The 24,609-nt window shown below is 63.2% G+C and carries 23 protein-coding genes and 1 riboswitch; of the genes, 15 read left to right on the plus strand and 8 right to left on the minus strand.

Translation table 11 applies throughout. The annotated features are described in order from the left end of the window. Positions 1 to 21: 21 nt before the first annotated feature. Complete coding sequence (locus tag J2Y41_RS11715) at positions 22 to 1,077, minus strand: DNA polymerase IV (protein ID WP_309928672.1); 1,056 nt, start codon at positions 1,075 to 1,077, stop codon at positions 22 to 24. A 173-nt stretch (positions 1,078 to 1,250) separates the two neighbouring features. Here J2Y41_RS11715 and J2Y41_RS11720 point away from each other — a divergent pair, with 173 nt between their 5' ends. After that, complete coding sequence (locus J2Y41_RS11720; RefSeq protein WP_309928570.1) at positions 1,251 to 1,877, plus strand: LysE family transporter; 627 nt, start codon at positions 1,251 to 1,253, stop codon at positions 1,875 to 1,877. A gap of 17 nt (positions 1,878 to 1,894) precedes the next feature. Here the strand turns inward: J2Y41_RS11720 and J2Y41_RS11725 are convergent, their stop codons facing one another. Next, on the minus strand, positions 1,895 to 2,929 hold the full coding sequence (locus J2Y41_RS11725; RefSeq protein ID WP_309928571.1) for a LacI family DNA-binding transcriptional regulator: 1,035 nt from the start codon (positions 2,927 to 2,929) through the stop codon (positions 1,895 to 1,897). 159 nt (positions 2,930 to 3,088) lie between these two features. Here J2Y41_RS11725 and J2Y41_RS11730 point away from each other — a divergent pair, with 159 nt between their 5' ends. The 3 genes from J2Y41_RS11730 to J2Y41_RS11740 are packed head-to-tail and all read left to right on the plus strand — an operon-like array spanning position 3,089 to position 6,581. Beyond that, a complete protein-coding gene (locus J2Y41_RS11730; RefSeq protein ID WP_309928572.1) occupies positions 3,089 to 4,150 on the plus strand; it encodes a nucleoside hydrolase in 1,062 nt (353 codons plus the stop codon). Then, positions 4,150 to 5,613, plus strand: coding sequence for an MFS transporter (locus J2Y41_RS11735; RefSeq protein WP_309928573.1), 1,464 nt, complete (start codon positions 4,150 to 4,152; stop codon positions 5,611 to 5,613). Before J2Y41_RS11730 ends, J2Y41_RS11735 begins: the two co-directional genes overlap by 1 nt. Then, positions 5,610 to 6,581, plus strand: coding sequence for a ribokinase (locus J2Y41_RS11740; RefSeq protein ID WP_309928574.1), 972 nt, complete (start codon positions 5,610 to 5,612; stop codon positions 6,579 to 6,581). The genes J2Y41_RS11735 and J2Y41_RS11740 overlap by 4 nt, the downstream gene beginning before the upstream one ends. A gap of 19 nt (positions 6,582 to 6,600) precedes the next feature. On the opposite strand, the gene J2Y41_RS11745 is transcribed toward J2Y41_RS11740, so the two are convergent. Further along, entirely contained in the window at positions 6,601 to 6,918 is a 318-nt protein-coding gene (locus tag J2Y41_RS11745; RefSeq protein WP_309928575.1) for a hypothetical protein, read from the minus strand. Between the two features lie 99 nt (positions 6,919 to 7,017). Between J2Y41_RS11745 and J2Y41_RS11750 the strand changes: the two genes are divergently transcribed. The 3 genes from J2Y41_RS11750 to pabB all read left to right on the plus strand — a co-directional run bounded on the left by J2Y41_RS11750 (position 7,018) and on the right by pabB (position 10,367). Continuing rightward, a complete protein-coding gene (locus J2Y41_RS11750; RefSeq protein WP_309928576.1) occupies positions 7,018 to 7,656 on the plus strand; it encodes a TetR family transcriptional regulator in 639 nt (212 codons plus the stop codon). Positions 7,657 to 7,755: 99 nt separating this feature from the next. Continuing rightward, positions 7,756 to 8,337, plus strand: a complete 582-nt coding sequence (locus J2Y41_RS11755; protein ID WP_309928577.1) for a low molecular weight protein-tyrosine-phosphatase — start codon at positions 7,756 to 7,758, stop codon at positions 8,335 to 8,337. Beyond that, positions 8,334 to 10,367 (plus strand): aminodeoxychorismate synthase component I, encoded by a 2,034-nt coding sequence (gene pabB / locus J2Y41_RS11760; RefSeq protein ID WP_309928578.1) that lies wholly within the window; start codon positions 8,334 to 8,336, stop codon positions 10,365 to 10,367. Before J2Y41_RS11755 ends, pabB begins: the two co-directional genes overlap by 4 nt. A 3-nt stretch (positions 10,368 to 10,370) precedes the next feature. Here pabB and cls read toward each other — a convergent pair whose 3' ends face one another. Continuing rightward, positions 10,371 to 11,843: a cardiolipin synthase gene (cls, locus tag J2Y41_RS11765; protein WP_224089291.1), complete on the minus strand. Its 1,473-nt coding sequence runs from the start codon at positions 11,841 to 11,843 to the stop codon at positions 10,371 to 10,373. Between the two features lie 96 nt (positions 11,844 to 11,939). Between cls and J2Y41_RS11770 the strand changes: the two genes are divergently transcribed. Together J2Y41_RS11770 and J2Y41_RS11775 are read left to right on the plus strand one after the other, a co-directional pair. Beyond that, a complete protein-coding gene (locus J2Y41_RS11770; protein ID WP_309928579.1) occupies positions 11,940 to 12,881 on the plus strand; it encodes an aminodeoxychorismate lyase in 942 nt (313 codons plus the stop codon). 251 nt (positions 12,882 to 13,132) lie between these two features. Continuing rightward, positions 13,133 to 14,581, plus strand: coding sequence for an amino acid permease (locus tag J2Y41_RS11775; protein ID WP_224089293.1), 1,449 nt, complete (start codon positions 13,133 to 13,135; stop codon positions 14,579 to 14,581). 100 nt (positions 14,582 to 14,681) lie between these two features. On the opposite strand, the gene J2Y41_RS11780 is transcribed toward J2Y41_RS11775, so the two are convergent. After that, positions 14,682 to 15,170 carry a carboxymuconolactone decarboxylase family protein gene (locus tag J2Y41_RS11780; RefSeq protein ID WP_224165525.1) on the minus strand — a complete coding sequence of 163 codons (489 nt, stop codon included), beginning with the start codon at positions 15,168 to 15,170 and terminating at the stop codon, positions 14,682 to 14,684. 431 nt (positions 15,171 to 15,601) lie between these two features. Here J2Y41_RS11780 and J2Y41_RS11785 point away from each other — a divergent pair, with 431 nt between their 5' ends. From J2Y41_RS11785 to J2Y41_RS11795, 3 genes are read left to right on the plus strand one after another with little or no spacing between them, the layout of a single operon-like run. After that, positions 15,602 to 17,269 carry a GMC oxidoreductase gene (locus J2Y41_RS11785; protein WP_224089297.1) on the plus strand — a complete coding sequence of 556 codons (1,668 nt, stop codon included), beginning with the start codon at positions 15,602 to 15,604 and terminating at the stop codon, positions 17,267 to 17,269. Further along, positions 17,266 to 17,670: a PAS domain-containing protein gene (locus J2Y41_RS11790; protein ID WP_224089299.1), complete on the plus strand. Its 405-nt coding sequence runs from the start codon at positions 17,266 to 17,268 to the stop codon at positions 17,668 to 17,670. The genes J2Y41_RS11785 and J2Y41_RS11790 overlap by 4 nt, the downstream gene beginning before the upstream one ends. Beyond that, a complete protein-coding gene (locus tag J2Y41_RS11795) occupies positions 17,663 to 18,235 on the plus strand; it encodes a cupin domain-containing protein (RefSeq protein ID WP_224089301.1) in 573 nt (190 codons plus the stop codon). Before J2Y41_RS11790 ends, J2Y41_RS11795 begins: the two co-directional genes overlap by 8 nt. A gap of 197 nt (positions 18,236 to 18,432) precedes the next feature. Here J2Y41_RS11795 and J2Y41_RS11800 read toward each other — a convergent pair whose 3' ends face one another. The 3 genes from J2Y41_RS11800 to J2Y41_RS11810 are packed head-to-tail and all read right to left on the minus strand — an operon-like array spanning position 18,433 to position 22,426. After that, positions 18,433 to 19,485, minus strand: a complete 1,053-nt coding sequence (locus J2Y41_RS11800; protein WP_309928580.1) for a cysteine synthase family protein — start codon at positions 19,483 to 19,485, stop codon at positions 18,433 to 18,435. After that, positions 19,482 to 21,095, minus strand: a complete 1,614-nt coding sequence (locus J2Y41_RS11805; protein WP_309928581.1) for an aromatic amino acid ammonia-lyase — start codon at positions 21,093 to 21,095, stop codon at positions 19,482 to 19,484. The genes J2Y41_RS11800 and J2Y41_RS11805 overlap by 4 nt, the downstream gene beginning before the upstream one ends. Before the next feature lie 2 nt (positions 21,096 to 21,097). Next, positions 21,098 to 22,426 (minus strand): NtaA/DmoA family FMN-dependent monooxygenase, encoded by a 1,329-nt coding sequence (locus tag J2Y41_RS11810; protein ID WP_309928582.1) that lies wholly within the window; start codon positions 22,424 to 22,426, stop codon positions 21,098 to 21,100. 166 nt (positions 22,427 to 22,592) lie between these two features. Continuing rightward, positions 22,593 to 22,704: riboswitch (SAM riboswitch) on the plus strand. A gap of 14 nt (positions 22,705 to 22,718) precedes the next feature. Between J2Y41_RS11810 and J2Y41_RS11815 the strand changes: the two genes are divergently transcribed. From J2Y41_RS11815 to J2Y41_RS11825, 3 genes are read left to right on the plus strand one after another with little or no spacing between them, the layout of a single operon-like run. Continuing rightward, positions 22,719 to 22,985 (plus strand): DUF1737 domain-containing protein, encoded by a 267-nt coding sequence (locus J2Y41_RS11815; protein WP_216926788.1) that lies wholly within the window; start codon positions 22,719 to 22,721, stop codon positions 22,983 to 22,985. Next, positions 22,982 to 23,392: a rhodanese-like domain-containing protein gene (locus J2Y41_RS11820; RefSeq protein WP_216926789.1), complete on the plus strand. Its 411-nt coding sequence runs from the start codon at positions 22,982 to 22,984 to the stop codon at positions 23,390 to 23,392. The genes J2Y41_RS11815 and J2Y41_RS11820 overlap by 4 nt, the downstream gene beginning before the upstream one ends. After that, entirely contained in the window at positions 23,393 to 24,601 is a 1,209-nt protein-coding gene (locus J2Y41_RS11825; protein WP_309928583.1) for an O-succinylhomoserine sulfhydrylase, read from the plus strand. It begins immediately after the preceding gene. The last annotated feature ends 8 nt before the right edge of the window (positions 24,602 to 24,609 follow it).

The raw sequence follows: 24,609 nt of genomic DNA on the forward strand, positions 1-24,609 counted from the left end.
GGCCGACCGCCGTCGTGCATGTCACCATCCGCTACGCGTCGGGGTGTGTCCCTTTCGTGCGTCGTCGGGCATCGACATTTCGGCGCGTAGTCCCAGAAGCCGGATGGGACGGTCGGGCTCGATCCGCGCCGTGACGTCCAGGGCTTGCGCCAGGACTTCGTCCCGGTCGAAGGTCTCCGGGATCTTCCGTGCGTAGGTCTTGGTGAAGAACGGCGCGTAACGGACTTTGAGGGTCAGCCCCACCACCGGCCGCCCCTCAGCTGCCACGTCTTCGAGGACGCGCGCTGTCAGCTCCTTGATGGCGTCGCTGATCTGTGAGGGTTCCGTGAGATCCTGCTGGAACGTGGTCTCGCGGCCGTGTGCGCGGGCAACCCACGGGGTGTCGTCCACTTCGTTGGAGCCTTCACCCCGACCTAGCTGCGCATACCAAGGGCCCATCTTGGGGCCGAACTCCGGGACCAGGTCCTGGGGATCGGACGCCGCAAGCTCGGCGACTGTGGTGATCCCATGTTTGGCCAGCCGGGCAGACACCTTGGGACCAACGCCCCACAGTTCCTTGGTGGGTTTGCTTCCCATGACCGTGAGCCAGTTCTCTTTGGTCAGCCGAAAGATTCCCGCGGGCTTGCCAAAATCCGTGGCATTCTTCGCGCGGACCAAGGTGTCGCCGATGCCCACGCTGCAATGCAGCCGGGTTTGCTCCAGGATGGCAGCTTGGATCTGTCGTGCGTATGCCTCAGGATCTTCGGTTTCAACGCCCACAAAGGCTTCATCCCAGCCCAGCACCTGAACCGTGGCGCCCGACTGTGCGCGCAGGGTGGACATCACCACGTGCGAGGCCGCCAGGTAAGCCTCCTGGTCGACGGGAAGGATCACGGCATCGGGCACTTTCCGGGCAGCTGTGCGCAGTGGCATTCCGGAACCCACGCCGAACGCCCTGGCTTCATACGATGCAGTGGACACCACAGCGCGTTCCGTAGGATCCCCCCGGCCGCCAACGATGATCGGCTTGCCGGCAAGCTCAGGCCGCCGGAGGACCTCGACCGCGGCAATGAACTGGTCGAGGTCAACGTGCAGCACCCACGGGATTCCGCTCACGGCACCAGTTTGCCCTAAGCCGTAGCTTCCTGACCCTCATCGGACGCCAGGCCTGCGGAAATCAACCCATTTGGGCTTCAACCCACTATCTGGATGGCCGAACAAGGTCAGGACCCAACGCGTCCCGGGCACCCGTCTCACCGGCATAAGCTGAGATGGTGCAGTTTTCACTTTGGCTGGCCCTGGTTGGCTCCGGCACCCTGATCAGTTTCACTCCCGGCGCCGGTGCCATTTTCACCATGAGCAATTCGCTCAATTCAGGCTTCCGACGCTCCATCTGGGGCATCCTCGGCCAACAATTGGCCTTGGTCATCCACATCGTCATCGTGGCCTTGGGCGTGGGTGTGTTGGTCTCCAATTCGCCCGTGATATTCAACGTCGTCCGCTACGCAGGCGCCGCGTATCTGGTGTACCTGGGGATCCGGCAGTTCCTGCACAAGCCGGACCTGGACGAGGAAAAGGTGGACAGCCGCAAGAACGAGTCGGCGATGTCCATGTTCCAGCGCGGTATCTGGGTGAACCTGCTGAACCCCAAGGCGATCGTGTTCTTCCTTGCCTTCATGCCGCAATTCATCAGGCCAGAGCAGCCGCTGCTCCAGCAATATGCAGTGCTGACCGCCACGATCCTGGCCATCGACATCATGGTGATGTGGTTCTTCTTCGCTCTGGCAGCACGTTCATTCCAGCGCTTCACCCATGACGAGCGCGGCCAGAGGGTCCTCAACCGCATCTTCGGATGCCTTTTCGTCCTGGTTGGCATCCTGCTCGCCACCATCCACTAAGCGGGCCAAAAGCCGCGCTAGCCCAACGAGGTAGAACCGCGAACCACCAGGGAGCTCTCCAGCGTCACGTGGGGCTCCTCCAAATCCCGGCCCTCCATGAGCCCGCGCAGCTGCTCCCCCGCCTTGAGTCCAAGCGGGGTCGCGGGCAGGTGCACGCTCGTGAGGCTGGGATTGCTGGTGGCTGAATACGGGAGGTCATCGAAGCCCGCCACAGCCAGTTCGGCAGGAATCCGCACGCCCGCCACACGCGCTTCCTGCAGCACGCCATACGCGTGGGTATCGGTACCGCAGACGACGGCGGTCACCCCCTCACGCTGCCACGCGGGCCAGGCGTCGGCGAACGCGGCGGCGGCAGCACCGACGTCGATCGCGGTACTGATGACATGCCCGTCGGCAACCAGGAGCCCGCACGCGGCGGCCTCCTCAAGGAAGGCTTCCCTGCGCAGGTGGAAAGTGGTGGTGCCGGTAATGCCGTCCACGTAGGCGGCCCGGGTATGTCCGGAGGCTGCCAGGTGTCGGGCCAACTCACGTGCGCCTTGCGCGACGTCGAGGTTCACGGACGGGGCGTAGGACTCCAGCCCCGGGGCATCCAGGAGCACCAGCGGTCCGGCCGCGGCCAGGTCCTGAAGAAACCCGGCACTGGGGGCACCCACCAGCAAGCCGGCCGGACGGAGGGCCAACAACTTGCGGACATCCTCAGCTTGCGGCGACTCCCCTGCATCGGTCACCGAGAGCAGCAGTTGGTATTCCGGGCCCAGCGATTCCCGGACGCCTGCGATGACGTTGGCGAAGAACGGGTTGGAGACGTCGGGCGTCACGAGGATGACGATGGAGCTGACTCCGCGTGCCAGCGAACTCCCAATGCTGTCCACCACATATCCAAGTTCGGCGATCGCTGAGCGGACCCGCGAGATGTTGTCCTCGGATACCCGCCCTTGCGTCTTGCCGTTGGCCACCAAGGAGACGGTAGCCGTGGAAACCCCGGCCCGGGCAGCCACCATCGCGGCCGTTACACGGGGTGCGCGGGGGTTCCGCCGATCCAGGGTATCCATGCTTCGATCGTAGCGTTGTTGCGGCACGGACTACTCCCCTCAAGGCATCAAGCGTTTAACGCAATTAACGTTAAGCGCTTGACGTGAGATCGGAAGCAGTGCCAGAATTCCCAATGAATGCTTACCGCCCTGCTTCAGGCAAGACCCTGGCAGGCCCCAATGACGTGGAGACGAAACGTGGACCCCAACCCCATGACAGCACCCAAGAAGATCATTCTTGACTGCGACCCCGGCCATGACGACGCAGTGGCATTGCTTCTGGCCCACGGCAACCCGGACATCGAGCTCCTCGCAGTGACAACCGTGGTGGGCAACCAGACCCTCGAAAAAGTCACGCGCAACGCCCTCTCGGTAGCCACGATCGCTGGCATCACTGGCGTTCCCTTCGCAGCCGGCTGCGACCGTCCCCTTGTGCGCACCATCGAGACTGCCCCGAGCATCCACGGCGATTCCGGCATGGACGGTCCGGAACAGCCCGAGCCCACCATCGAGCTGGACCCGCGCCACGCCGTCGACCTCATCATTGAAACCGTCATGGCGCATGAGCCGGGCACCGTCACACTCGTCCCTACCGCGGGCCTCACCAACATCGCGATGGCCGCCCGCAAGGAGCCCCGCATCGTTGATCGCGTCAAGGAAGTCGTCCTCATGGGCGGCGGCTACCACGTGGGCAACTGGAGCGCCGTTGCCGAGTTCAACATCATCATCGATCCCGAAGCCGCACACATCGTGTTCAACGAAAAGTGGCCCGTGGTGATGGTCGGCCTGGACCTCACCCACCAGGCGCTGGCCACCGACGAAGTAGTGGACCGCATCGCAAAAATCGGCACCAAGCCGGCCAAGTTCGTCATGGAACTCATGGGCTTCTTCCAAAAGACCTACAAGGATGCCCAGGGTTTCGACCACCCTCCTGTCCACGATCCGTGCGCGGTCGCCTACGTCATCGACCCCACCGTGATGACCACCCGCAAGGTCCCCGTCGACATCGAACTGCAGGGCAAGCTCACCCTGGGCATGACCGTTGCGGACTTCCGCGCGCCCGCCCCGGAGGACTGCCACACGTCAGTGGCTGTTGACCTGGACCACAAGAAGTTCTGGGATTTGGTCACGGACGCGATCGAACGGATTGGCGAACCAACGCTCGACGCCGGAGCTAACGCCACCGCTGCGGCGGACGTCACCGACGCTGCAGCGGCAGTGACAGCAGGAGAGGCCAAGTAATGTCCATTCCCGCAGAAACCAAGTCCACGCACGGCAATGTCACCGCCCTCATGGTCGCCCTGCTGGCAGCTTGCGTAGCCTTCCAGCTCAACGCCTCCATGCTCAGTCCCGCCTTGGTCACCATGGGCAATGAGCTCCAGACCGACCAAGCAACCATCGGCCTCTCCCAGACCTGGTTCTTCACGGCCGCCGCACTGTTCTCCCTCTTCCTCCCCCGCCTCAGCGACATCGTGGGCCGCAAGAAGATCCTTGTGGGCATGATGCTCCTGATGGCAGTTGGTTCAGTCATCGCCGCACTCGCACCCGATGTCACGTGGCTCTTCGTAGGCCGCATCATCCAGGGCGTCAGCGGTCCCACCGTCCCGCTCTGCCTCATCATGCTCCGCTCCGCAGTGAGCAACCCCCGCAAATACGGCACCCTCATGGGCCTCATCACCGCGGTAAACGGTGGGGTGGCCGGCGTCGACTCGTTCGTGGGCGGCTACTTCGCCGAGAACTTCGGATTCCGCAGCATCTTCTGGCTGATGGTGGCACTGGCACTCGTGGCGACGGTTCTGATCGCTGTCCTGGCCGGCGAAAGCAAGCCCGCCGCCGGAACCACCATGGACTGGCTGGGCGTCTTCTTCATCGTGATCGCCGTGGGCGCACTGCTGACGGCACTGAACGAAGGCTCCAAGCTGGCAACGGCCTTCGACGCCGGCACCTTGACCCTCGCAGTCGCCCTCATCCTGGTTGCCGCCGTCGCGTTCTTCGCCTTCTGGACTGTTGAAAAGCGCGCCAAGCAGCCCATGGTCGAAACCGTGCACCTGCGGCAGCGTTCCACGTGGGCTCCGCTTTTGACCACCACACTGACCATGACCGGTATCTTCGCCGTCATTAATGGGATCGTCCCTGCCTTCGTTCAGGCGGCCGAACCCGGCTTCGGCGTCGGCCCCACCGAGATGTCACTCATGATCCTCACGCCGTACGCACTGCTGGGTTGGCTCTTCGGCCCGATCAGCGGCAGGCTCGCCCCGGTCCTCGGCTACACGAAGGTCCTTCGCATCGGCCTGGTGGGCAGCCTCGTAGCCTTGGCGATCATCGCGCTCTTCGGCCTGAACAACCTGCCGATGATGATCGTGGGCACGGCCTTGCTGGGCATCATGTACGCCGGTACCGTCAACATCATGCTGAACGGACTCGGTGTGGTCCTCTCGCCCCTAGGCAATCCGGGCTTCCTTCCCGGAATGAACGCGGGCGCCTTCAACCTCGGCGCCGGCCTGAGCTTCCTGGTCCTGCCCGCGGTCCTCGTTGCAACGTCGGCACTTGGCGACGCAAAGGCGTCGTACCTCACCGTTGTGGTGGTGGGTCTCGCCATCACCCTGGCCGCCTTCGGAGCCTCACTGCTGATCCCCAAACCGGTTGATGCCGAAGTCACCGAAGGTGCGGACACCGAGACGTCCGAGAAAGAGGTCACCGCATGAGCACAGAAGCCGAAGCACCCACGGCGGGGATCGTCGTCGTCGGCTCCCTGAACGCCGATTTGACGATCTACTGCGACCGCCTCCCGAAGCCCGGCGAGACGGTCCACGGCAATGGTTTCGCCGTAAATCCCGGTGGCAAGAGTGCCAACCAGGCGGTGGCGGCCAGCAAGCTCGGTGCCCAGGTCAGCCTGGTGGGCGCAGTGGGCGATGACGCCAACGGCACCATGCTCCTGGAGTCGACCGCCAACGCCGGCGTGGACGTTACCCGCGTCCGACGCTCGGATGCCGCGACGGGCGTCGCGGTCATCTCGGTGGATGCCGGCGGCGAGAACAGCATCATCATCTCGGCCGGGGCAAACGGGACTCTAACCCCGGCGGACGTGCGCGCGGCAGCGGACACCATCAACAATGCTGCGGTTGTCTGCCTCTGCCTTGAAGTCGCGATCGATACTGTGATCGCCGCTGCACAAGCAGGGCACGACGCCGGCGCTACCGTCTTGTTGAACCTCTCGCCTTACGCGGAGGCGCCGGAGGTCCTGGCCGAGTTGAGCGACGTACTGCTGGTCAATGCGCACGAGGCCTCACTGTTCCTTGGTGGCGAAGCCGACGTTCCTGCCGCAGACGCGGAGGCCGAAGCCTGGGAGCCGGTACGTAGCCAGTTTGCTGACCGGGGTTTGCAGCGCGTGCTGGTAACGCTGGGCGCCCACGGGTCTGTTGTGCTGGATTCTTTGGCCCGGGGTACCCAGGACCAGATCACGCGCATTGCCCCTACCCGCGTTTCGGCCGTCGACACCACGGGTGCCGGTGATGCTTTTACGGGGGCGGTCGCTGCACGCCTGGCTGCCGGAGACTCCCTCGCCGACGCCGCCGGGTTCGCCTCAGTGGCTGCCGCGTTGGCGGCCACGAAGAAGGGCACCCAGGCCGCCTATCCCAGCATCGCGGATGTGGAGCGCTTGCGGAGCGTTTAGTCCCAGCGTCCCAGGTGGGTTAGCTGGGCTTGCGGGCTGCGCGTTGGGCCGAGCGCTCCACTGCCTTGCGGGTGAGGGCGCCGTGGCCGGCCATGAGCTTGGGGACCACAACGTAGACCGCGGCCGGGACCACAAGCGCCGTCAGCAGGAGCGCCCGAAGGATAGGGTGCCACGGCTCCATGATCGGGCCGAGCAACAGCATGCCGATGGATACCAAGGGGAAGATCGCGAGCCAGGTGATCAGTGCCCTCACGTGGACGGAGGGCACTTTCGCGCGAGCCGGGACTGCGGGTGACGATGACTGAACGGCGATTTCCGGCGTTGTTTGAGTGGTCATGGCATTCTCCAACCAGATAGTTGCATTTAGCTTGGTCCCACCATAACCGCACTCGGGAGCAAATACAACTAGTTGGTTGGGAAATGGTAATCTGTAGTTATGGCATGGGACATAGAACGCACCAAGTCACTCCTGCTCGAAGCGGCGACGTCCGAGTTTTGCGCGCGCGGACTTGCCGGGGCCCGGATTGACCGCATCGCGGCTGAGGCGGGTGTCAACAAGGAACGCATCTACCAGTACTTCGGCAACAAGAACGGCCTTTTTGACGCGGTTATCGTCGCCGCGCTCAGCTCCCTCATGGACGAAGTACCCATCCATGGAAAGGGTCCGGAGGCCATGGCTGACTACGCTGGCCGGCTCTTTGACCACCACCAAAAAGATGCGACCGCGCCGCGCCTCCTCTTCTGGGAAGGCCTGGAACGCGGCGCTGAAGTTGTGGGCCTGCCCAAACGGATGGCCAACTGTGCGTCCAAGGTCAACAGCACCATTGCAGCCCTTCCTGGAATCTCAAGGGAAGACGCCGGCGATCTCCTCATCACCATCGTGAGTCTTTGCGATGCCGCGCCCGTGCTGCCTGCACTCGATGGGCTCATGGCCGGGAACGACCCCGGCCGCCTCGAAAGGCGACGCGCCGCCGTCATGCGTACCGTCTACCTGACTGCCTCTGCGCTCGCTGCGGAAGCGGCATCTGCCGGGTCGTCGGCCACAGAAATTGCGCCAGCCTCAGTGGCCCAGTAGCCGCCCCTCATACACCCTGTGACAGCTTTGACAGGAAAAGTGACTTCGTTGTGAAGTGGCCCCTAGCCAAGAAGGGGTGCCATCAACCATGCTTGCTGCATGTACTCAACGACGAGCCCATACCGCATCATCACGGTCTGCACTGGAAACATCTGCCGCTCGCCCATGGCAGCGCTCATGCTTACCGAAGCCTTCGAAGCGGAAGGGCTCGGCAAGCTGGTCGTAGTGGACTCAGCAGGCACCACCGGGTACGAGGTGGGGCACCCGATCGATCCCCGGGCGGCCCGCAAACTGACCGCCCACCACATCGCTTCCGAGGATCACGTCGCACGCCAGTGGCGGCAGGAGTGGTTCGCTGAGCGGGATCTCATCCTGGCGCTGGACGTCGACCATTTCGGCTGGCTCCAGGAGGGCGCGCCGGATCGCGAATCGCTGGCCAAAGTCCGGATGCTGCGCAGCTTCGATCCCATGATGGCTGGGCGCAGTTCCCTGGATCTGGGCATCGAGGATCCCTGGTACGGCGGCCACACCGACTTCGACAACACCTGGACCCTCATCAAAGCCGCCATTCCAGGCATTGTGGGCCATGTGGGCGCTGCCCTTGCGGAAGACCCCGGGAGTAGCGCCAGCGACGTCCGGGACGGAGCCACCGAGCACCAGCAGGTAACCTCTATGTCATGACCCCTGCACCCGTGATCATCGCCGTCGACGGGCGGTCCGGCGCGGGCAAGACCACGCTGGCCGTCGAGCTGGCGGCCCGCCTTCGGGAGCACCACAAGGTTTCCCTTTTCCATCTGGAAGACATCTATCCCGGGTGGAACGGCCTTGCCACAGGCATCGAACGATACATCGCAACGGTCCTGACGCCCTTGAGCCAAGGCGAGGCAGCAGAGTGGGTCAGCTGGGATTGGGAACGGCATTACGACGGCGCGCTGCATGTAACACTGCCAGCCGAAATCGTGATCGTCGAGGGTGTCGGGGCAGCAGCGAACGCCGCGCGCCCCATGCTGGACGCGATCGTCTGGGTCGAATCCCCCGGTGACGACCGCCGTCGACGGGCTTTGGCTCGTGACGGAAACACCTACGAACCGTATTGGGACACTTGGGCCGCCCAGGAAGATCTTTGGCTCGAAGCTGACCCTGTCATCGGCGCAGCAGACATCCGTGTCCAGAACCTCGCGGATGGCAACGCCCCGGACGACGTCCTGCAGGCCATGCGGTACTTGCCGTCGCTGGCAGCGATCCTCTCGCCGGAACTCAGCGCGCGCCGCGGCCTGCAGCTCCGGTCCGAAAAGATCAGCGCCGCTCCTGACGCCGAGGCGCTCTTTCAGAACCTCTACGGTTCCTCGGCCAACGCTGTCTGGTTGGATTCCTCCAACGCATCCGCGGTTTCAGGGACGTCCCAGGCCGCTGCCCGAAGCCGCTTCAGCATTCTGGCGGACGACGGCGGCACGTTCGGACAGTCCGTCCAGCACCGTCAGGGAACCACCCAGGTAACGGCCGGAACAGCCACCGTGGAAACCGCCGGACCCTTCTTCCGCTGGCTCGATTCCGTATGGGGACGCCGGGCCGTGCGCGCACCCCGCGGCTACGATGGCCAGTTCACGCTCGGCTGGTTGGGTTACCTGGGCTACGAGCTCAAGCGGGAAACCGGGGGGAACGACGTCCAGGCCGGGACTCCCGACGCCGCCCTGCTCTTCGCTGGACGGGCCGTGGTGCTGGATCATCGCGAGCACACTGTGTGGCTGCTCGCCTTGGACGCGCCCGACGCCGATGACTGGTTCCGCGAGGCCCGAACCGCCGTCGGGGCTGCTTCAGCCGCCCCTGTTTCCGCCGTCGGGCCAGCTTCCGAGGTGGCTCCGGAATTCACTTGCCGTGACAGCGCGACGGACTACAAGCGCAAAATCGCCGACGCCCAGCATGAAATAAGCGAAGGCAACTCATACGAGGTCTGCCTGACCACCATGCTTGAAGCCCCTGCCGGCGGGCTTGATCCGTGGGAGAGCTACCGGGCATTGCGTCGCCGCAATCCGGCACCCTTCGCCAGTTACCTTCGGTTCGGCGAGCTGGTTGTCGCGAGCACTTCGCCCGAACGCTTCCTGCGGATTCTCTCCGACGGCGGCATGCGGGCCGAGCCGATCAAAGGCACGCGTGGGCGTTCCGCCGACCCCACGGAGGACGCCGAGCTGCGCCGCGACCTGGAGACGTCGCTGAAGGACCGCGCCGAAAACATCATGATCGTGGACCTGCTGCGAAATGACCTGAGCCATTTCGCCATTCCGGGCTCGGTGACGGTCAGCCGCTTGTGCGCGATCGAAAGCTACGCCACGGTGCATCAAATGGTGAGCACCGTGGACGCGCATCTCCGCCCTGGCGCTCCGCGGGCAGAGGCGGTGGCTGCGGCCTTCCCTGCCGGTTCCATGACCGGGGCGCCGAAGATCAGCACCATGGACATTCTTGACCAGCTTGAGGCGGGTCCCCGCGGTATTTATTCGGGAGCAATCGGCTACTTCTCGCTTAATGCTGCCACGGACCTCGCCGTCGTGATCCGAACCCTGGTTGTTAACCCTGACGACGACGGCGGGCGCGCGCTGAGCCTGGGCGTTGGCGGGGCAATCACCGCCGATTCGGTGGCCGACGACGAGTACGAAGAGATCCGGACCAAGGCGTTTGGCGTGTTGTCGACGCTCGGGGCCGACTTCCCCGGCTGAGGACTATTGGAGCGTCGCGGTCAATCTCGCGACGTTATCCACATACTTGGCCAAGGGGGGCCTGTCCATCCAGTCGTCCAACGTAAGCTCACGGGATACCTCGCGATACGTGGACTCCACGGCCCGCATGAGGTTCACGGTTTCGGCGCCCAGCAGCATCACCGAAACTTCCATGTTCAGGGAGAAGGAGCGCATGTCCATATTGCTGGAACCGAGAACCGCAACTTCGTCGTCGATCGTGAAGTGCTTGGCGTGGAGTACGTACGGCGCCCGGTACAGGTAGATGCGGACACCCGCTTCCAACAGTGCTTCGTAGTAGGAGCGTTGGGCGTGGTGGACCAGGAATTGGTCACCCTTTTCCGAGACAAAGAGCTCCACATCCACGCCGCGCTGGGCAGCTGTAGTGATCGCATAGAGCAGGGAGTCATCAGGCACGAAGTATGGGCTGCAGATGGAGATCCTGTGCTGCGCCGAGTAGATCAGCGTATTGAACAGGCGCAGGTTGTTCTCGGTGGCGAACCCTGGACCACTGGGGACCACCTGGGCCGTGACCTGTCCCGGGGAGGGCTGGGCGGGAAGGCGAAGCTGGCTCTCGAGTGATTCGTCGGTTTCGCTGAGCCAGTCGGTCGCGAAAACTACGTTGAGGGTGGCCACAATCGGCCCTTCAAGCCGGGCCATGAGTTCAACCCATTGACGGCCCGCACGGCGATGCTTGGGATTGTTATAGGAGGGCTCGATCAGGTTCTGGGAGCCGGTGAAGGCCAGCGTCCCGTCAATGACCAGGATCTTGCGGTGGTTCCTGAGATCAGGGCGGCGCCACTGGCCGTGGATGGGCAGCAGTGGCAACATCCGCTTCCACTGGATCTTGCCTGCCTTGAGCCGGCGGACCAAGCGGCGGTAGCCCTTGATGCGCAGCGTTCCGATGTGGTCAAAGAGCAGCCTGACGGTGACACCCCGCTCGGCGGCCTTCTCCAGTTCAGTGAGCAATTCATCCGTTACGAAGTCGCTGCTCATGATGTAGAACTCTGCGTTGACGTAGTCCGTAGCACCCCGCACTGCTTCGGCCATGGCTTTAATGGACTCCTGGTAGCCAGGAATGAGCTCCACCTTGTTGCCATCAACCATGGGCAGCGAGCCAAGGCGATGGTTCAACTCACCCGCCGACTTCACCCACTCCGGGCCAGGATAGGTGCTGACGGGGTCGGCCAGGTCGGAGGTTACAGCGCGAACACGATGGTTCACTTGTTCCTGCTGCTCACGCCGGCGCTTGGACAAACGGAAATTGCCAAAAAGCAGGAAGAGCACGAACCCAACGGTGGGGACGAGGAAAACAGCCAGAAGCCAGGCCATGGCCGTTGTGGGGCGACGGTTTCCGGGAATGATGCCCAGCAGCACGATGCGCATGATGACTTCCGCAATGGCCCAAGCACCTAAAAGCCAGGTCCATTCCGGGCCAATCGGAAAAGGAAAAAGCACTCCACAACCCCCACGGTCCAAGAACTAACGGTGACCACAGCCTATCCGCCCGCCGTGCAGGAGGGCCGCACCGGGGTGCCGCACTAAGCTGGGAACATGACTTCTCCTGCCCCCACGGTTCTCGTTTTCCTGGACCCGGCCTTCGAAAACGGCCGCATTGCCGATTCCAGCCAGCCCCAGCTCATGGCCACGGACCTGGGCGCTACCCGTGGCGACGGCGTGTTCGAGTCCCTTCTGGCCGTGCAGGGCAGGGCGCGCAAAGTGCAGGCACACCTGAACCGGCTGGGCACTTCCGCAGCTGCCTTGGACTTGTTTATTCCGGAGCAGGACGTCTGGCGAAGGGCGATTGACACCGCGATCACGGAGTTCCGCACGGTGCACCCCGCGCCGACACCCGAAGAGGACGAAGTCGTCATCAAACTGATCGTGACCCGTGGCGTTGAAGGTGCGGCGAGCCCCACATGCTGGGTACAGGCCTCGCCCTCACCCGCAGGCAGCCGCCGGCAGCGCGAGACGGGCATCGACGTCGTCCTCCTGGACCGCGGCTTCGACACCGAAGCCGGCGAGCGCGCGCCGTGGCTGCTGCTGGGCGCCAAGACGCTCTCCTACGCCGTGAACATGGCTGCGCTGCGTTACGCCCACAAGCAGGGTGCCGATGACGCTATCTTCACCTCCACGGATGGCCGCGTCCTTGAGGGGCCGACGTCCACTGTGTTGCTCGCCCACCTCGAGACAGTGGACGACGGCGAGGGTTCCGTCAGGACTGTTCGTCGCCTCATCACGCCGCAACTGGATAGCGGCATTCTCCCCGGTACATCGCAGGGCGCGCTGTTCGCCGCCGCGAAGGCTGCCGGCTGGGAGCTCGGGTATGGGCCGCTGGTGCCGCAGGACCTGTTCGAGGCGGACGCCGTTTGGCTCATTTCGAGCATCCGCTTGATCGCGCCCGTGAATCACATCAACGGCCACGAGATCGGTACTCCCGCTGTCCGGAAGCAGCTCACTGCCGAACTGAATGAGCTGTTTGCCGGGATCGAGTAATTCCGGCCGGCCAGACTGAGGCCTACTCTGCTCCGCTTGGAACCTAGCAGATGACAAGTAGAGTAATTGCTCGCATGACTTATTGATAAGGAACTCTTGGTCTCAGCAGTGACCTTCACGGGGGTTCAATCGCGTTCCTTATCCTCCTTGAAATGGGCGTCCGTCATGTGATGAATCTTGTTCTCGTGTTAGTTGGATCACGTCCTCCCAACACCATTTGAGACTTTGCTGGCTAACTTCCCGGAGGGAATATGGGACACAGCTCCCCCACAACAGCCGAGGCATCGGCACCCGAGGCGCAGTCGGAGACTGGCGCCTCACAGGCAGGGCTTCGCCGATCCATGGAGGCCCGGCACCTGGTGATGATTGCCATGGGTGGCGTCATCGGCTCAGGCCTTTTCGTCAGCTCGGGTTACACCATTGCCACCGCGGGCCCTTTGGGCGCCGTTCTCGCGTTCCTTATCGGAGCCGTGGTGGTCTACCTGGTGATGGCATGCCTCGGGGAACTCGCCGTTGCGTTCCCCGTTTCAGGTGCCTTCCACATCTACGCTGCCAGGACCATCGGACCTGCCACCGGTTTCGCCACGGCCTGGCTCTACTGGCTTTGCTGGGCGGTGGCGTTGGGTTCCGAATTCACTGCCGCCGGCCTGCTCATGCAGCGCTGGTTCCCTGGCGTCGACGTCTGGATCTGGTGCTTCATATTCGCCAGCGTCCTGTTCACCCTCAATGCCATCTCATCGCGCGTCTTCGGTGAATCAGAGTTCTGGTTCGCGCTCATCAAGGTTGCCGCCGTCGTCGGCCTGATTGTCTTGGGCGGCGCCGCTTTGATGGGCTTCCACCCGCTCGCCGCAGGCGACTACCCGTCGCTCACGAGCAACTTCAGCACACCCGAGGGGCTGTTCCCCAACGGCTTCACGGGCGTCTTCGTCACCTGCCTGGCAGTCTTCTACGCCTTCTCAGGCTCCGAATTGATCGGTGTGGCCGCCGGCGAAACATCCAATCCCGGCGCCAACATCCCCAAGGCCATGCGGACCACCGTCATCCGTCTCATGATCTTCTTTGTCGGGGCGATCACCGTCATCGCAGCGACCATCCCCTACGAGAAGGTCAGCGTGGACGAAAGCCCGTTCGTCACCGTTTTCTCGATGCTCGGCATTCCGTTCGCTGCGGACATCATGAATTTCGTGATCATCACCGCCCTGTTGTCTGCTGGAAACTGCGGACTGTACTCCTGTGCCCGCATGCTCTTCTCGCTGGCCGACGAAGGACACGCCCCCAAGGCGTTCAGGAAGCTGACCAAGCGTGGCATCCCGATGATTGCCCTGTGCGTCAGCATGCTCGGTGGCCTTGCCTCGCTGATCAGCAGCATTGTGGCGCCGGCCACCGTGTACCTGGTTCTCGTCTCGATCGCCGGCTTTGCAACTGTGGGCGTGTGGATGTCCATCGTGGCCTCGCACTTCGTGTACCGGCGCACGTTTATCAGAAACGGCGGCGACCTCAGCACGCTCCCTTACAAGGCACCGTTCTTCCCTCTGGTTCCGATCCTTGCGTTCGCGCTGTGCGTTGTGTCCCTGATCGGCATTGCCTTTGACCCCAACCAGGTAGCGGCCCTGCTGTTCGGCATCCCGTTCGTAGGGGCTTGCTACGCGTTCTTCTACTTCAAATACGGACGACGCGCCAAGATTGCCGTGGGTTCCTGACCTTCTTTGGCGGCAGATCAGCCCCTGTGCAACCCATTCCGGCTGCGCAGGGGCTGATGTTGTTTGAAAGCAGGTCAGGACGCCAAACGGCCTCCCAAGTTCAGGACTTCGGCTTGGCCGTCCTGACGGGGTGCTCGCTCAGGATGGACAGGCGGTTGAAGGCGTTGATCCCAATCGCGGCCATGCAGAGAACACTGATTTGCTCGTCGTTGTAGTGTTCCCGGGCCCGCTCGAAGAGTTCAGGGCTCGGCCGTGACGTGCTCATCCGGGTGATCTGCTCAGTGATTTCCATGGCCACCCGCTCAGCCGGTTCAAACAGCGCCACTTCCTTGTAGACAGCCACCAAGGACAAACGCTGTTCTGTTTCGCCGTACCCCAAGGCCCGGCGATGGTGCAGGTCCAGACAGAATGCGCAGCCGTTGATCTGCGACGCAAGGTAGTTCAGAAGTTCGATGGTCCGGCGTGGGACACCCGTGCGGTCGGCTTCTCCAACCACCTGTTGGGCATAGTGGCTCAGCGTTGCGTACAGCTCGGGCTGTTGCTTATCCAGATAGCCGGCGAGACGTGCTTTTGTTTCCTGTTCAGGCATGCTTGGAGCCTAGCGCAACTGGTATGGAGTGCCGGAGTGAGAGGCATCCACCCTCGGAGCAGCACCGGCTCGAAATCAAATAGAGATGGGCGGTGGAAGCCGCATTATCGACATTTTATGACCACTTCATCACAAGCTGGAAATGAGACTTGACTACTAATCGATGCAAATGGAGCACCCACCCAAGGACGCAAATAAATACGCTTCCACTTTCTATTGCGCCCTCATTCCAACAGTGGTTCACTGAGGCGCAGTGATCCCTGCTGGGGCGGGAGAACTCCCTCTCTGTCCGGCAGGACACACTGTTTTCACTACGCCGTGGGAACAGAATGTTGATGGAGGGCATCATTGTGAGTGCAGTTTCTTCGTCCCAAAATTTCAACCACGGGTTTCCTACGCCCGGCCCCCAGGATCCTTCCCCGCAGAAGGTCATGGACCACGTATTTTTCCTCAACCAGGAAGAATGGAAAGACGTCCGCGAAACGGAACAATTCGATCATATTGTCATCGGCAGCGGGTTCTGCGGGTACGCGTTCGCGGAGAGGACCCTGACCGTTAACCCCCAGGCCAGGATCCTGGTTATTGAGCGGGGTCCGTTCTTCCTGCCCCAGCATTTTCAGAACCTTCCGTTGCCCTATCGCGAGACCCTGGGCGGCCTTTCTGAAACATTCCCATGGACGCTGGCTGCCGCCACGGCCAACCAACCCGCCGGCAAGATCTCCTGGCAGCACGGAATGGTTCCGTTCTATGGTGGCCGCTCCATTATGTGGAGCGCTTGGTGTCCGCGACCTGAAGAGGACGAGATGCGCGGGTGGCCACGCGCAGTCATGGATGCCGCAAAAGCGCACTTCACCACCGCAGAGGATCTGCTGAATGTGGTCAGCGTCGACCAAATCGACGCCGGGGCGTCTGCCGACGTCGTGGATCTCATCAACAACACCCGGCCCGTCTACGGGATCATGCAGAAGGCACTTCAGGACCGGCTGGCGGCCGGCTTGCACAAGATTGACTCCGCCACCCGCTCCATGCCGGCACCATTGGCAGCAGCTTCGGGCGCGACCTCAGGCATTGACTTCGCCAAATTCTCAACGCCATCGGTGCTGCTTGAACTATCGGACAGGCAGCAACGGCTGGCGGCCGCAGGCAAGGGATCTCCACTCCGCATCGTTACGGACTGCACTGTCAACAGCATCATCCAGCAGGACGGCCGGGCCACAGCGCTCGATACCAGCCGCGGTGTGGTGAACATCGGAGACGCAAACCTGGTGCTTGCCATGGGCACGTTGCCACCTGCCACCCTGGTCCTCAATTCCTTCCCCGAAGTGCCTGGAGTTGGTGAGCAGTTCAGCGCCCACTTCATTACGTCCGTCGTTGCCAGGGTCCCCCGCAAGGACTTCGAGTTCTGCGAGGCCCTGGGCGAGTTGGAACTGGCCGCCATCTACATGGCAGGCATGAGTCCCGCGGGCATGCAGTACCACGTGCAGCTCTCAGTGCTCTCGGATCGGAGCCCGGACAAGAACGCCCAGAAGTCCGAGCGTTACGCACCTGACGTCGTTGCCACCGCCTCGCTGGCCCAATTGCAGTCCTCAGAGGACTACCTGGTGTTCGTGTGCGCGGTACTGGGCGAGCTGGACATCGATAACCCGGAAAACCACCTGCGCTATTCCGGTGGAGCGGACCCCACCAACAACGTGACTCTTCAGGTGCTGGCCAACTCCACGGACGATGCCACATGGGACACCATGGACGAGGGCACTTTCCAGATGTTGGAACGCGTCCTGTCACCTGACGGCGCGGATCATGTTGAGTATTGGCACGGCGATCCGGACACCGGAACCTGGGGATCGGACCGGCCCGGCATTCCCGAGCGCCGCGTCCCGGGACTCGTGCACGAGAGCTCCAGCCTTCCCATCGGCGAGGACGAGGACTCCACCGTCGGCACCGACTACCGCCTCAACGGCGTCGAAAATGTCTATGTCGCGGGCGGTTCGCTGTGGCCGACCGGCGGGTCCTGGAACCCAACCATGACCATGGTTGCGTTGACGCAGGACCTCGCCGAACGGTTGGAGGCCGACGGCGGCACGGGAGTTGCGCTGTGACCGCGGTTCCGGCCCTGGACCCGGCAGTCCTGCCCACCTTGCCGCCGATGACAGTTGCCGACGTCCTGGACAGGCAGGATGGCGTCTATTGGGTGGTCAAGGACGCGAATTCCGTTTTCCTGTGGGTGAACCAAAACTTCGCCGACCTCGTGGGGATGACCAAGAACCAGTTGATTGGGCATCAGGACTCGCGGGCAGCCCATGTTGCCCATGACAAGGAGGTGATGGCCAGCGGAAAACCCCTGCTCAATTTCCACGAAGTCATCGAGGTTCCGTTGAAGGATGGCGGGACGGTGAACGTGGACATCGTGACCCAGAAGGGGCTCCTCCGGTCGCTGGACACCGGGGCCATCATCGGGATCACTGTCTGTTTCTCACTCGCGGATCCCCCAAATGACTGACGTGGATCTGGCAGGCGGGAGCCCAGGCATCCACTTCGCCAGCCCGGACGCGGCCAGCCCCGACGCGAAGGAGTGGATCAAGCGGTTGGACATGACGCCGTCGGGCGTTGGCGGCTGGTTCGCGCCGGCAATGGTGAGCGACGAGCTAATCGCCGGGCGGGCATTGCCACCTCGCTTTGGCAGTGACCATCCGCTGTACAGCTCCAACTGGTATTTGTTGCAGGCGGGCGAAGTCCTCCAGCTGCACACTTTGAAGCAGGACGAGCTGTGGTTCTTCCATCTGGGCACACCCATCCGGCTGCACGTTTTTTCGCAGACAGAGGGGTACTCATCAACGGTCTTCGGTCCGGATCCGGAGGCTGGTGAGATTCTGCATGGCGCGGCGCCGCATTCCACGTGGTTCGGGGCTGAGTTGGCTGGGGACGGGTTTGTCCTGGTGAGCTGCAGCCTGTCCCCCGGCTATGAACCGAGCGATTCCGCGAAGCCCACGAGCGAAGATGTGGAGGCACTCGTGGCGCAGTTCCCTGGTCAGTCGGAGTTGATCAGGAGGCTCGCGGCCGGCTAACCGCCGCTGAAGGGTGCGCCCGTAAGAGGCGGGTGCACCCTCCAGCGGGGCGTGAAGTGAGAGAACATCCGCCCAAAAGCCGCTGGAAGTGAGAGAAGAACCGCCCAAAGACCGCTGGAAGTGAGAGAACATCCGCCCAAAAGCCGCTGGAAGTGAGAGAAGATCCGCCCAAAGACCGCTGGAAGTGAGAGAGCAAGCTATTCGGTGGCGTCGCGGGCCAGGTGGATGCCGTTCTCTGCCAGCCACACCGGGTTGAAGGCCTTGCTGAGGTAGTTCGTTCCGGCGTCGGGCGCTATGGCAACCACCACCGAACCGTGGGGCGCGGCCCGGGCCACGCGCAGGGCAGCGGCCACGGCGAGTCCGGACGATGGACCCAGCGCCAGCCCTTCCTCGTCAAGGAGCCGATGCACCGTGGAGTAGACCTCGTCGTTGGGGACGCGCAGGAAACGGTCAACAATGGAGCGGTCAAAGGCCTTGGGCCATTCAGCCTGTGGCCAGGAGTTACCCACGCCGTCCACCAGGATCTCCCCGGGATGGCCACCACTGTAGGCGGAGCCGTAGGGGTCTGCGCCTATCACTTCAAGATGCCCGCCCGCCCGCGATGCTGCGACCTTCTCTTTCAGGAACCGGCCGTTGCCGCTAATGGTCCCGCCGGTTCCGATGCCGGCCACGAAATGCGTCACCAGGCCGTGGGTCTGCTCCCAAATCTCGGGCCCGGTAGTTTGGTAGTGCGCCGCAGGATTGGCAGGGTTGTCGAATTGCATGGGCCGCCACGCACCGGGCGTTTCGGCCGTGATCCGCGCTGCCACAGCGCGGGCGTTCTCCGGCGATTCGGAGGGCGCGCCCCAGTCTGTCAGCACTACGCGCGCACCATAGCTGTGGAGCGCGGCCAGCTTCTCCTGGGAGATGGTGTCGCCCGTAACCACCACCACGGGGTGCCCCGTCAGCCGCCCGATGAGCGCCAGCCCGATCCCGGTATTACCGGACGTGCTCTCCACGATGGTTGCGCCCGGCTGTAACTCTCCTGAGCGCTCGGCCGCCCGGACCATGCTCAGCGCTGTACGGTCCTTGATGGATCCGCCCGGGTTCTCGGACTCAAGCTTGATGTGGATGGTGCTGCCCAATCCACGGCCCAGGGCTTCCAATTTCACCAGCGGAGTGTTGCCCACTTTATCCAGGACGGAGGCATCCAGGCCATCCGGCAGCCCTGCCGCCGCATGTGCGCCCTGTTTCCTGATTGCGGTACTCACGTGGTCCCCTCCCTTTGAGCCATCGGCGGCAATTCCAGCGCCACCACCTCACGCAATTCACGTCGGGCGCGCTCCACCAGGTCCGGAGCGGACGGCCGATCCGCCAGCACATCAGCCAGCCGGCCCGCGACAGCGCCGGTCCCCTTCCCAAGCGGTTGCGCGGCTCCCGCTTCGAACAACAGATACGACGCCGTCAGAGCCTCAATAGCAAGCAATTTCTCCAAGACCTCCAAGGACCTTTCAAGTTGCTGCAACGCCAGCGGCGCCAAAGTGGAGTGGTCCTCGACGTCGGCGGAGAGTGTGGGTGCCCCGAGCGTCGCCGGCGCTGCCAGGAACTTCAGTTCGGACAGCAGTCCTGCTGCGGAGTACCAGAGCAGCCCGGGCAACTCCTCCTGCACAAGCCCTGCGGCCGGTCCGGACCCGGAAACCGCATTCGACGACGAATCCTCCAGGTGCATGGCGGCAGCCTCCAGATGCCTGGCCCGGATCACCCGTTGTGGCGGATACAGTTTGGCGATGCGCCGCTCGCTGGAGATCCCCACGTGCGCCAACGCAAGCCGCAGGCCCTCGAAGGAAAGAGCCAGCTGCATCGGTTGGAAGTTCCCTCCGGACACCATTTGCCCGCTTTCAATATCAACCAGGGGGTTGTCGCCACGCCCGTTGAGCTCCACGCTCAACGCAGCGCCGAGTTGTGAAACCAGGGAGCGAAAAGCGCCATGCGTCTGGGGCGCAGATCGGAATGACAAAGCGTCCTGCACCGAGACTTCGGGACGAACGTCCTCCAACCATCCGCCGCGCAAAAGGTAACGGACGGCGGCCGCCGAGTCCTTCTGTCCGTCCACCGCCTTGCCCGCTTGGATAGCCGGCGAAAACGGGCTGAGGTTCCCGCCGCCGTCGTACCTTGCAATGGCTTCAAGCGAGAGGGAAAGCGCGACGTCGGCGAGTTCCGCCAGCTGTTGCAGGCGCACCAAGGCGAGGGTGCCGGCCCCCACCGAGTAGGCGTTTGCGCTGACCAGGGCCAGGGCCTCACCGGGCGCGAGCCGCAGCGGCTGAAGACCGGCGTCGGCGAGCGCTTTCGCCCCGGGTACCAGGGTGCCGTTCGCGTCGATCGCTTCACCTTCACCGATGGCGACGGCGGCGACGGCGGCCAGCTGGGTGAGGTCCGAGGAGCCGACTGAGCCTTCGCGCGGGATGGCGGGAAGAACCCCACGGTTGAGCAGTTCCGCGTAGAACCCGGCTGTCTCCGGCCGCACGCCGGAGCCGCCGCGGCTGAAGCCGATGAGCCGGGCGAGGATCACAGCGCGGGCGGAGGGCCGGTCCAGATGCCCGCCCACGCCGCTGTTGTGGTATCTGACGACTTGGATTTGATAGGCAAGAACCGACTTCTCCTCCACGGCCGTATCCCGTCCGGATCCGAGGAGGGTGTTCAGGCCGTAGATTCTCTGCCCTGAGTTCGCAGCGCGCTCCAGCACTTCGCGTGATCGGCCGATCAAAGACAACGCATCATGGTTGAGTTTCACGTGAAACGCCCGATCCAAGGCAGCCTGCGCTACGCGCTCAGGGTCCACCGGCGATGTGCCGATCAAGAGGGTCCGGGGCTCGGAGGACATCGTCAGAAGTCCAGAAGATTCTGGCGGAAGCCACCGTCGCCGTAACTCTTCCTCAACAGGCCACGGCGGCGGAGTTCGGGAGTGAGCTTGTCCAAGACGCCGTGTACGGTGACGGGGTCCACGAAGCCGGAGAAGAGGAAGCCGTCGCCACCCACAGCCTCGCCGGTCTCCTCGAGATAATCCGCGATTTCACCAACCGTGCCGATGATCGAATCACCGGCGCCACCGCTGCGTGCCTGAAGGATCTGGCGCAGGGTAGACCCCGGAGGTGCCGCCTTGGCGAAGTGCTCCAACGTGCCTTGGTTGCTGTTAGTGCTCAATTCGGGCAACGGCGCATCAAGGTCGAATTGCTTGAAGTCGATCACGGACAGGTAGGAGATCGAATTGAGCTGGCTGTCGATATCACGCTGGGTAAGCTCCCGGCGCTGCGCACGCAACTCCCCGGCCTCGGCCGATGAACCAACCACGGTGGGCTTTAGCACGAAAAGTACCTTGACGTCGTCGGGGTTCCTGCCCGCCTTGGCAGCCTCGGCACGGATGGAATCCCGGTAGGCCTTCATGCCGTCAACGCCACGGGCCAAGGCGATCGCCACGTCTGCATGCCCACCCGCGAACGCTTTGCCGCGGGGAGAAGCGCCGGCCTGCACCAGTACGGGCTCCTCCGGCAGAGGTGCGGTGTTGAGGGGACCGCGGACCTTGAAGAAGTCACCCTGGTGGTTAATGGGGTGCACTTTGGTGTGGTCGGCGAACACGCCGGCCTCAACGTCCTCAAGGACGGCGTCCGGTTCCCAGCTCCGCCAAAGCCTCCGGACGACGTCGACGAATTCCTCCGCCTTCTCATATCGAAGGTCGTGTTCAATCTGCTGGTCCAAACCGTAATTCTGTGCTGCGAGGTCGCTGCCGGAAGTTACGACGTTCCATCCCAACTGCCCCTCGGAGAAGTGCTGCAGCGTGGCCAGGAGGCGGGCCGCAGTGAAAGGCGGATAGAACGATGCACTGACCGTCGGGACGATTCCAAGGTGCTCGGTGGCGGACAGAAGGTACGGCACCAGAGCCAAAGGATCATGTTTGGGCGCAAAGGAGGCGTGTGCCAGCGAGACCTCGGCAGTGCCGCCATAGGTATCGGGAACAGTAAGGGAGTCCTCGATGATGAAGAGGTCAAGGCCGGATTGCTCAAACGCGCGGACGGCGTCTTGATACAGGGCGGGCTTCTTCCAGTCGTAGCCCAGGCTGTAGCCGGGAGTTCCCCATCCCTGGACACCAAAACCGTGCCCCACGAACCATCCAAAATGCAGCATGGGCTTGAGTGTAGAGCTGCCTTGTCCGTTCACCGCGACCTGATTTCTTGCGAAGTTACAGGGGGTCGTACTGCGTCAATTATGCTCCCGGGGCGTCACATTTGGGCTGCTACTCCAGCACCGGCCGGTTACGCAACATGACGACCGCGTAACCGCTTGCAAGTGCGGGCCGCCGCCGCGGGATGTTACGTTTTTCTTGAGTAATGAGCACCAGCGCCAAGCCCTGACTTGCTGGTCGGCAACCCTCTCTCCGGCGGGGTGCCTCAGGTGACTACTCGGCGTATCGACACTTCGAACTGCAAGCGTGACTGAGGAGCACCAGCCAATGCCTGAACCCACTGAAGAAAAACTCTCCTACCGCCTGATTACAGGTCCGGATACCCGTGAATTCTGCGAGCGGATCACCACGGCCCTCGCCGACGGCTACGTGCTCCACGGCAGCCCGGCAGCCACGTTCAATGGCACGGATGTCATCGTGGCGCAGGCGGTCGTCCTGCCCGCTGCCATCGCCAACGCAGACGCCGCCGTCGCGAATGCTGTTGACCAGTTGGAGAACGACGACGACGAAGAAGCATTCGAGGGACACGCATGAGTTACGCAGGTGACCTGACCCCGCAGGACGCGTGGGCCAAGCTTGAAGAAGGCGCAATCCTGGTAGACGTCCGCACCGAGGCCGAGTGGGCCCACATCGGCATCCCGGACACCAAAGCCACAGAGAATGATCCCCTGTTCATTCAGTGGAACCTCGCCGGTGGCATTCCCAACTCCCGCTTCATCGAGGACCTGCAGCAGCAGGCACCCGAGGGTGAGGGCGTGGAACTCGTTTTCATCTGCCGCTCAGGCCAGCGCTCCATCTCGGCCGCCATCGCCGCGACGCAGGCCGGGTTCACCGCCTACAACGTGCTTGAGGGCTTCGAAGGTGACCCTGACCGTTACGGCGAACGGACTATCAACGGCTGGAAGAACCGCGGCCTGCCAACCAACCTGGGGAACGACTAAGTGACTTTCAATCCCGATGCCGCCAGCTGGAGCCCTGACACCCAGGCAGTACGCGGCGGCCTTGACCGTACCAACTTCCAGGAGACGTCCGAACCCGTTTTCCTGAACTCCGGCTTCGTCTACGAATCCGCTGCCGCCGCCGAACGCGCCTTCACCGGCGAGGACGAACGCTTCGTTTACTCCCGCTACGGCAACCCGTCTGTAGCCACGTTCCAGGAACGGTTGCGGTTGCTCGAAGGAACCGAGGCATGCTTCGCGACGGCGTCCGGCATGTCCGCGGTGTTCACCGCCTTGGGTGCCCTCCTGGCTGCCGGTGATCGCGTGGTTGCCGCCCGTTCCCTGTTCGGCTCGTGCTTCGTGATCCTCAACGAGATCCTGCCGCGCTGGGGCGTAGAGACCGTGTTTGTCGACGGTCCCGACCTCGACCAGTGGCGGGCTGCCCTCTCCGAACCGACCACCGCCGTATTCTTCGAGTCGCCCTCGAACCCCATGCAGGAAATCGTGGACATCGCCGCCGTCAGCGAGCTGGCACATGCTGCGGGAGCGACCGTCGTCGTCGACAACGTCTTTGCCACTCCCTTGCTCCAGCGTTGCGGTGACCTGGGCGCGGACGTCATTGTGTACTCCGGAACCAAGCACATCGATGGCCAGGGGCGTGTCCTCGGCGGCGCAATCCTGGGCACCAAGGAATTCATCGATGGCCCGGTCAAGCAGTTGATGCGGCACACCGGACCTTCACTCTCCGCCTTCAACGCCTGGGTGCTGACCAAGGGCCTGGAGACGATCGGCCTGCGGGTGAACCACAGCTCGGCTTCTGCTTTGAAAATCGCGGAATGGCTCGAGCAGCAGCCTGCCATCAGCTGGGTCAAGTACCCCTTGCTGAAATCGCACCCTCAGTACGAGCTGGCGGCCAAGCAAATGAAGGCCGGCGGTACCGTGCTGACCTTCGAGCTGCTGCCCTCCTCCGGGCGTTCGGCCAAGGATGCCGCGTTTGCGTTGCTGGACGGTCTGCGCGTCATCGACATCTCCAACAACCTGGGCGACTCCAAGTCCCTCATCACGCACCCGGCCACCACCACCCACCGGGCCATGGGGCCCGAAGGGCGTGCGGCCATTGGGCTGAGCGACGGCGTGGTCCGTTTGTCCGTTGGCCTGGAAGACGTGGACGATCTCATTCTGGATCTGGAGAAGGCCCTCAAACAGGTCTAACCTTGCTG

This window comes from Arthrobacter sp. 1088 (assembly GCF_031455315.1).
GTDB lineage: Bacteria > Actinomycetota > Actinomycetes > Actinomycetales > Micrococcaceae > Arthrobacter.

Excerpts from the sequence above, each read along its gene's own strand:
- J2Y41_RS11750 (WP_309928576.1), top strand. The coding sequence starts at position 7,018 with ATGGCATGGGACATAGAACGCACCAAGTCACTCCTGCTCGAAGCGGCG.
- J2Y41_RS11795 (WP_224089301.1), top strand. The coding sequence starts at position 17,663 with ATGACTGACGTGGATCTGGCAGGCGGGAGCCCAGGCATCCACTTCGCC.
- J2Y41_RS11735 (WP_309928573.1), top strand. The coding sequence starts at position 4,150 with ATGTCCATTCCCGCAGAAACCAAGTCCACGCACGGCAATGTCACCGCC.
- J2Y41_RS11725 (WP_309928571.1), bottom strand. The coding sequence starts at position 2,929 with ATGGATACCCTGGATCGGCGGAACCCCCGCGCACCCCGTGTAACGGCC.
- J2Y41_RS11755 (WP_309928577.1), top strand. The coding sequence starts at position 7,756 with ATGTACTCAACGACGAGCCCATACCGCATCATCACGGTCTGCACTGGA.
- J2Y41_RS11770 (WP_309928579.1), top strand. The coding sequence starts at position 11,940 with ATGACTTCTCCTGCCCCCACGGTTCTCGTTTTCCTGGACCCGGCCTTC.
- J2Y41_RS11720 (WP_309928570.1), top strand. The coding sequence starts at position 1,251 with ATGGTGCAGTTTTCACTTTGGCTGGCCCTGGTTGGCTCCGGCACCCTG.
- J2Y41_RS11805 (WP_309928581.1), bottom strand. The coding sequence starts at position 21,095 with ATGTCCTCCGAGCCCCGGACCCTCTTGATCGGCACATCGCCGGTGGAC.
- J2Y41_RS11780 (WP_224165525.1), bottom strand. The coding sequence starts at position 15,170 with ATGCCTGAACAGGAAACAAAAGCACGTCTCGCCGGCTATCTGGATAAG.
- J2Y41_RS11785 (WP_224089297.1), top strand. The coding sequence starts at position 15,602 with ATGGACCACGTATTTTTCCTCAACCAGGAAGAATGGAAAGACGTCCGC.
- J2Y41_RS11730 (WP_309928572.1), top strand. The coding sequence starts at position 3,089 with ATGACGTGGAGACGAAACGTGGACCCCAACCCCATGACAGCACCCAAG.
- pabB (WP_309928578.1), top strand. The coding sequence starts at position 8,334 with ATGACCCCTGCACCCGTGATCATCGCCGTCGACGGGCGGTCCGGCGCG.
- J2Y41_RS11740 (WP_309928574.1), top strand. The coding sequence starts at position 5,610 with ATGAGCACAGAAGCCGAAGCACCCACGGCGGGGATCGTCGTCGTCGGC.
- J2Y41_RS11745 (WP_309928575.1), bottom strand. The coding sequence starts at position 6,918 with ATGACCACTCAAACAACGCCGGAAATCGCCGTTCAGTCATCGTCACCC.
- J2Y41_RS11775 (WP_224089293.1), top strand. The coding sequence starts at position 13,133 with ATGGGACACAGCTCCCCCACAACAGCCGAGGCATCGGCACCCGAGGCG.
- J2Y41_RS11820 (WP_216926789.1), top strand. The coding sequence starts at position 22,982 with ATGAGTTACGCAGGTGACCTGACCCCGCAGGACGCGTGGGCCAAGCTT.
- J2Y41_RS11815 (WP_216926788.1), top strand. The coding sequence starts at position 22,719 with ATGCCTGAACCCACTGAAGAAAAACTCTCCTACCGCCTGATTACAGGT.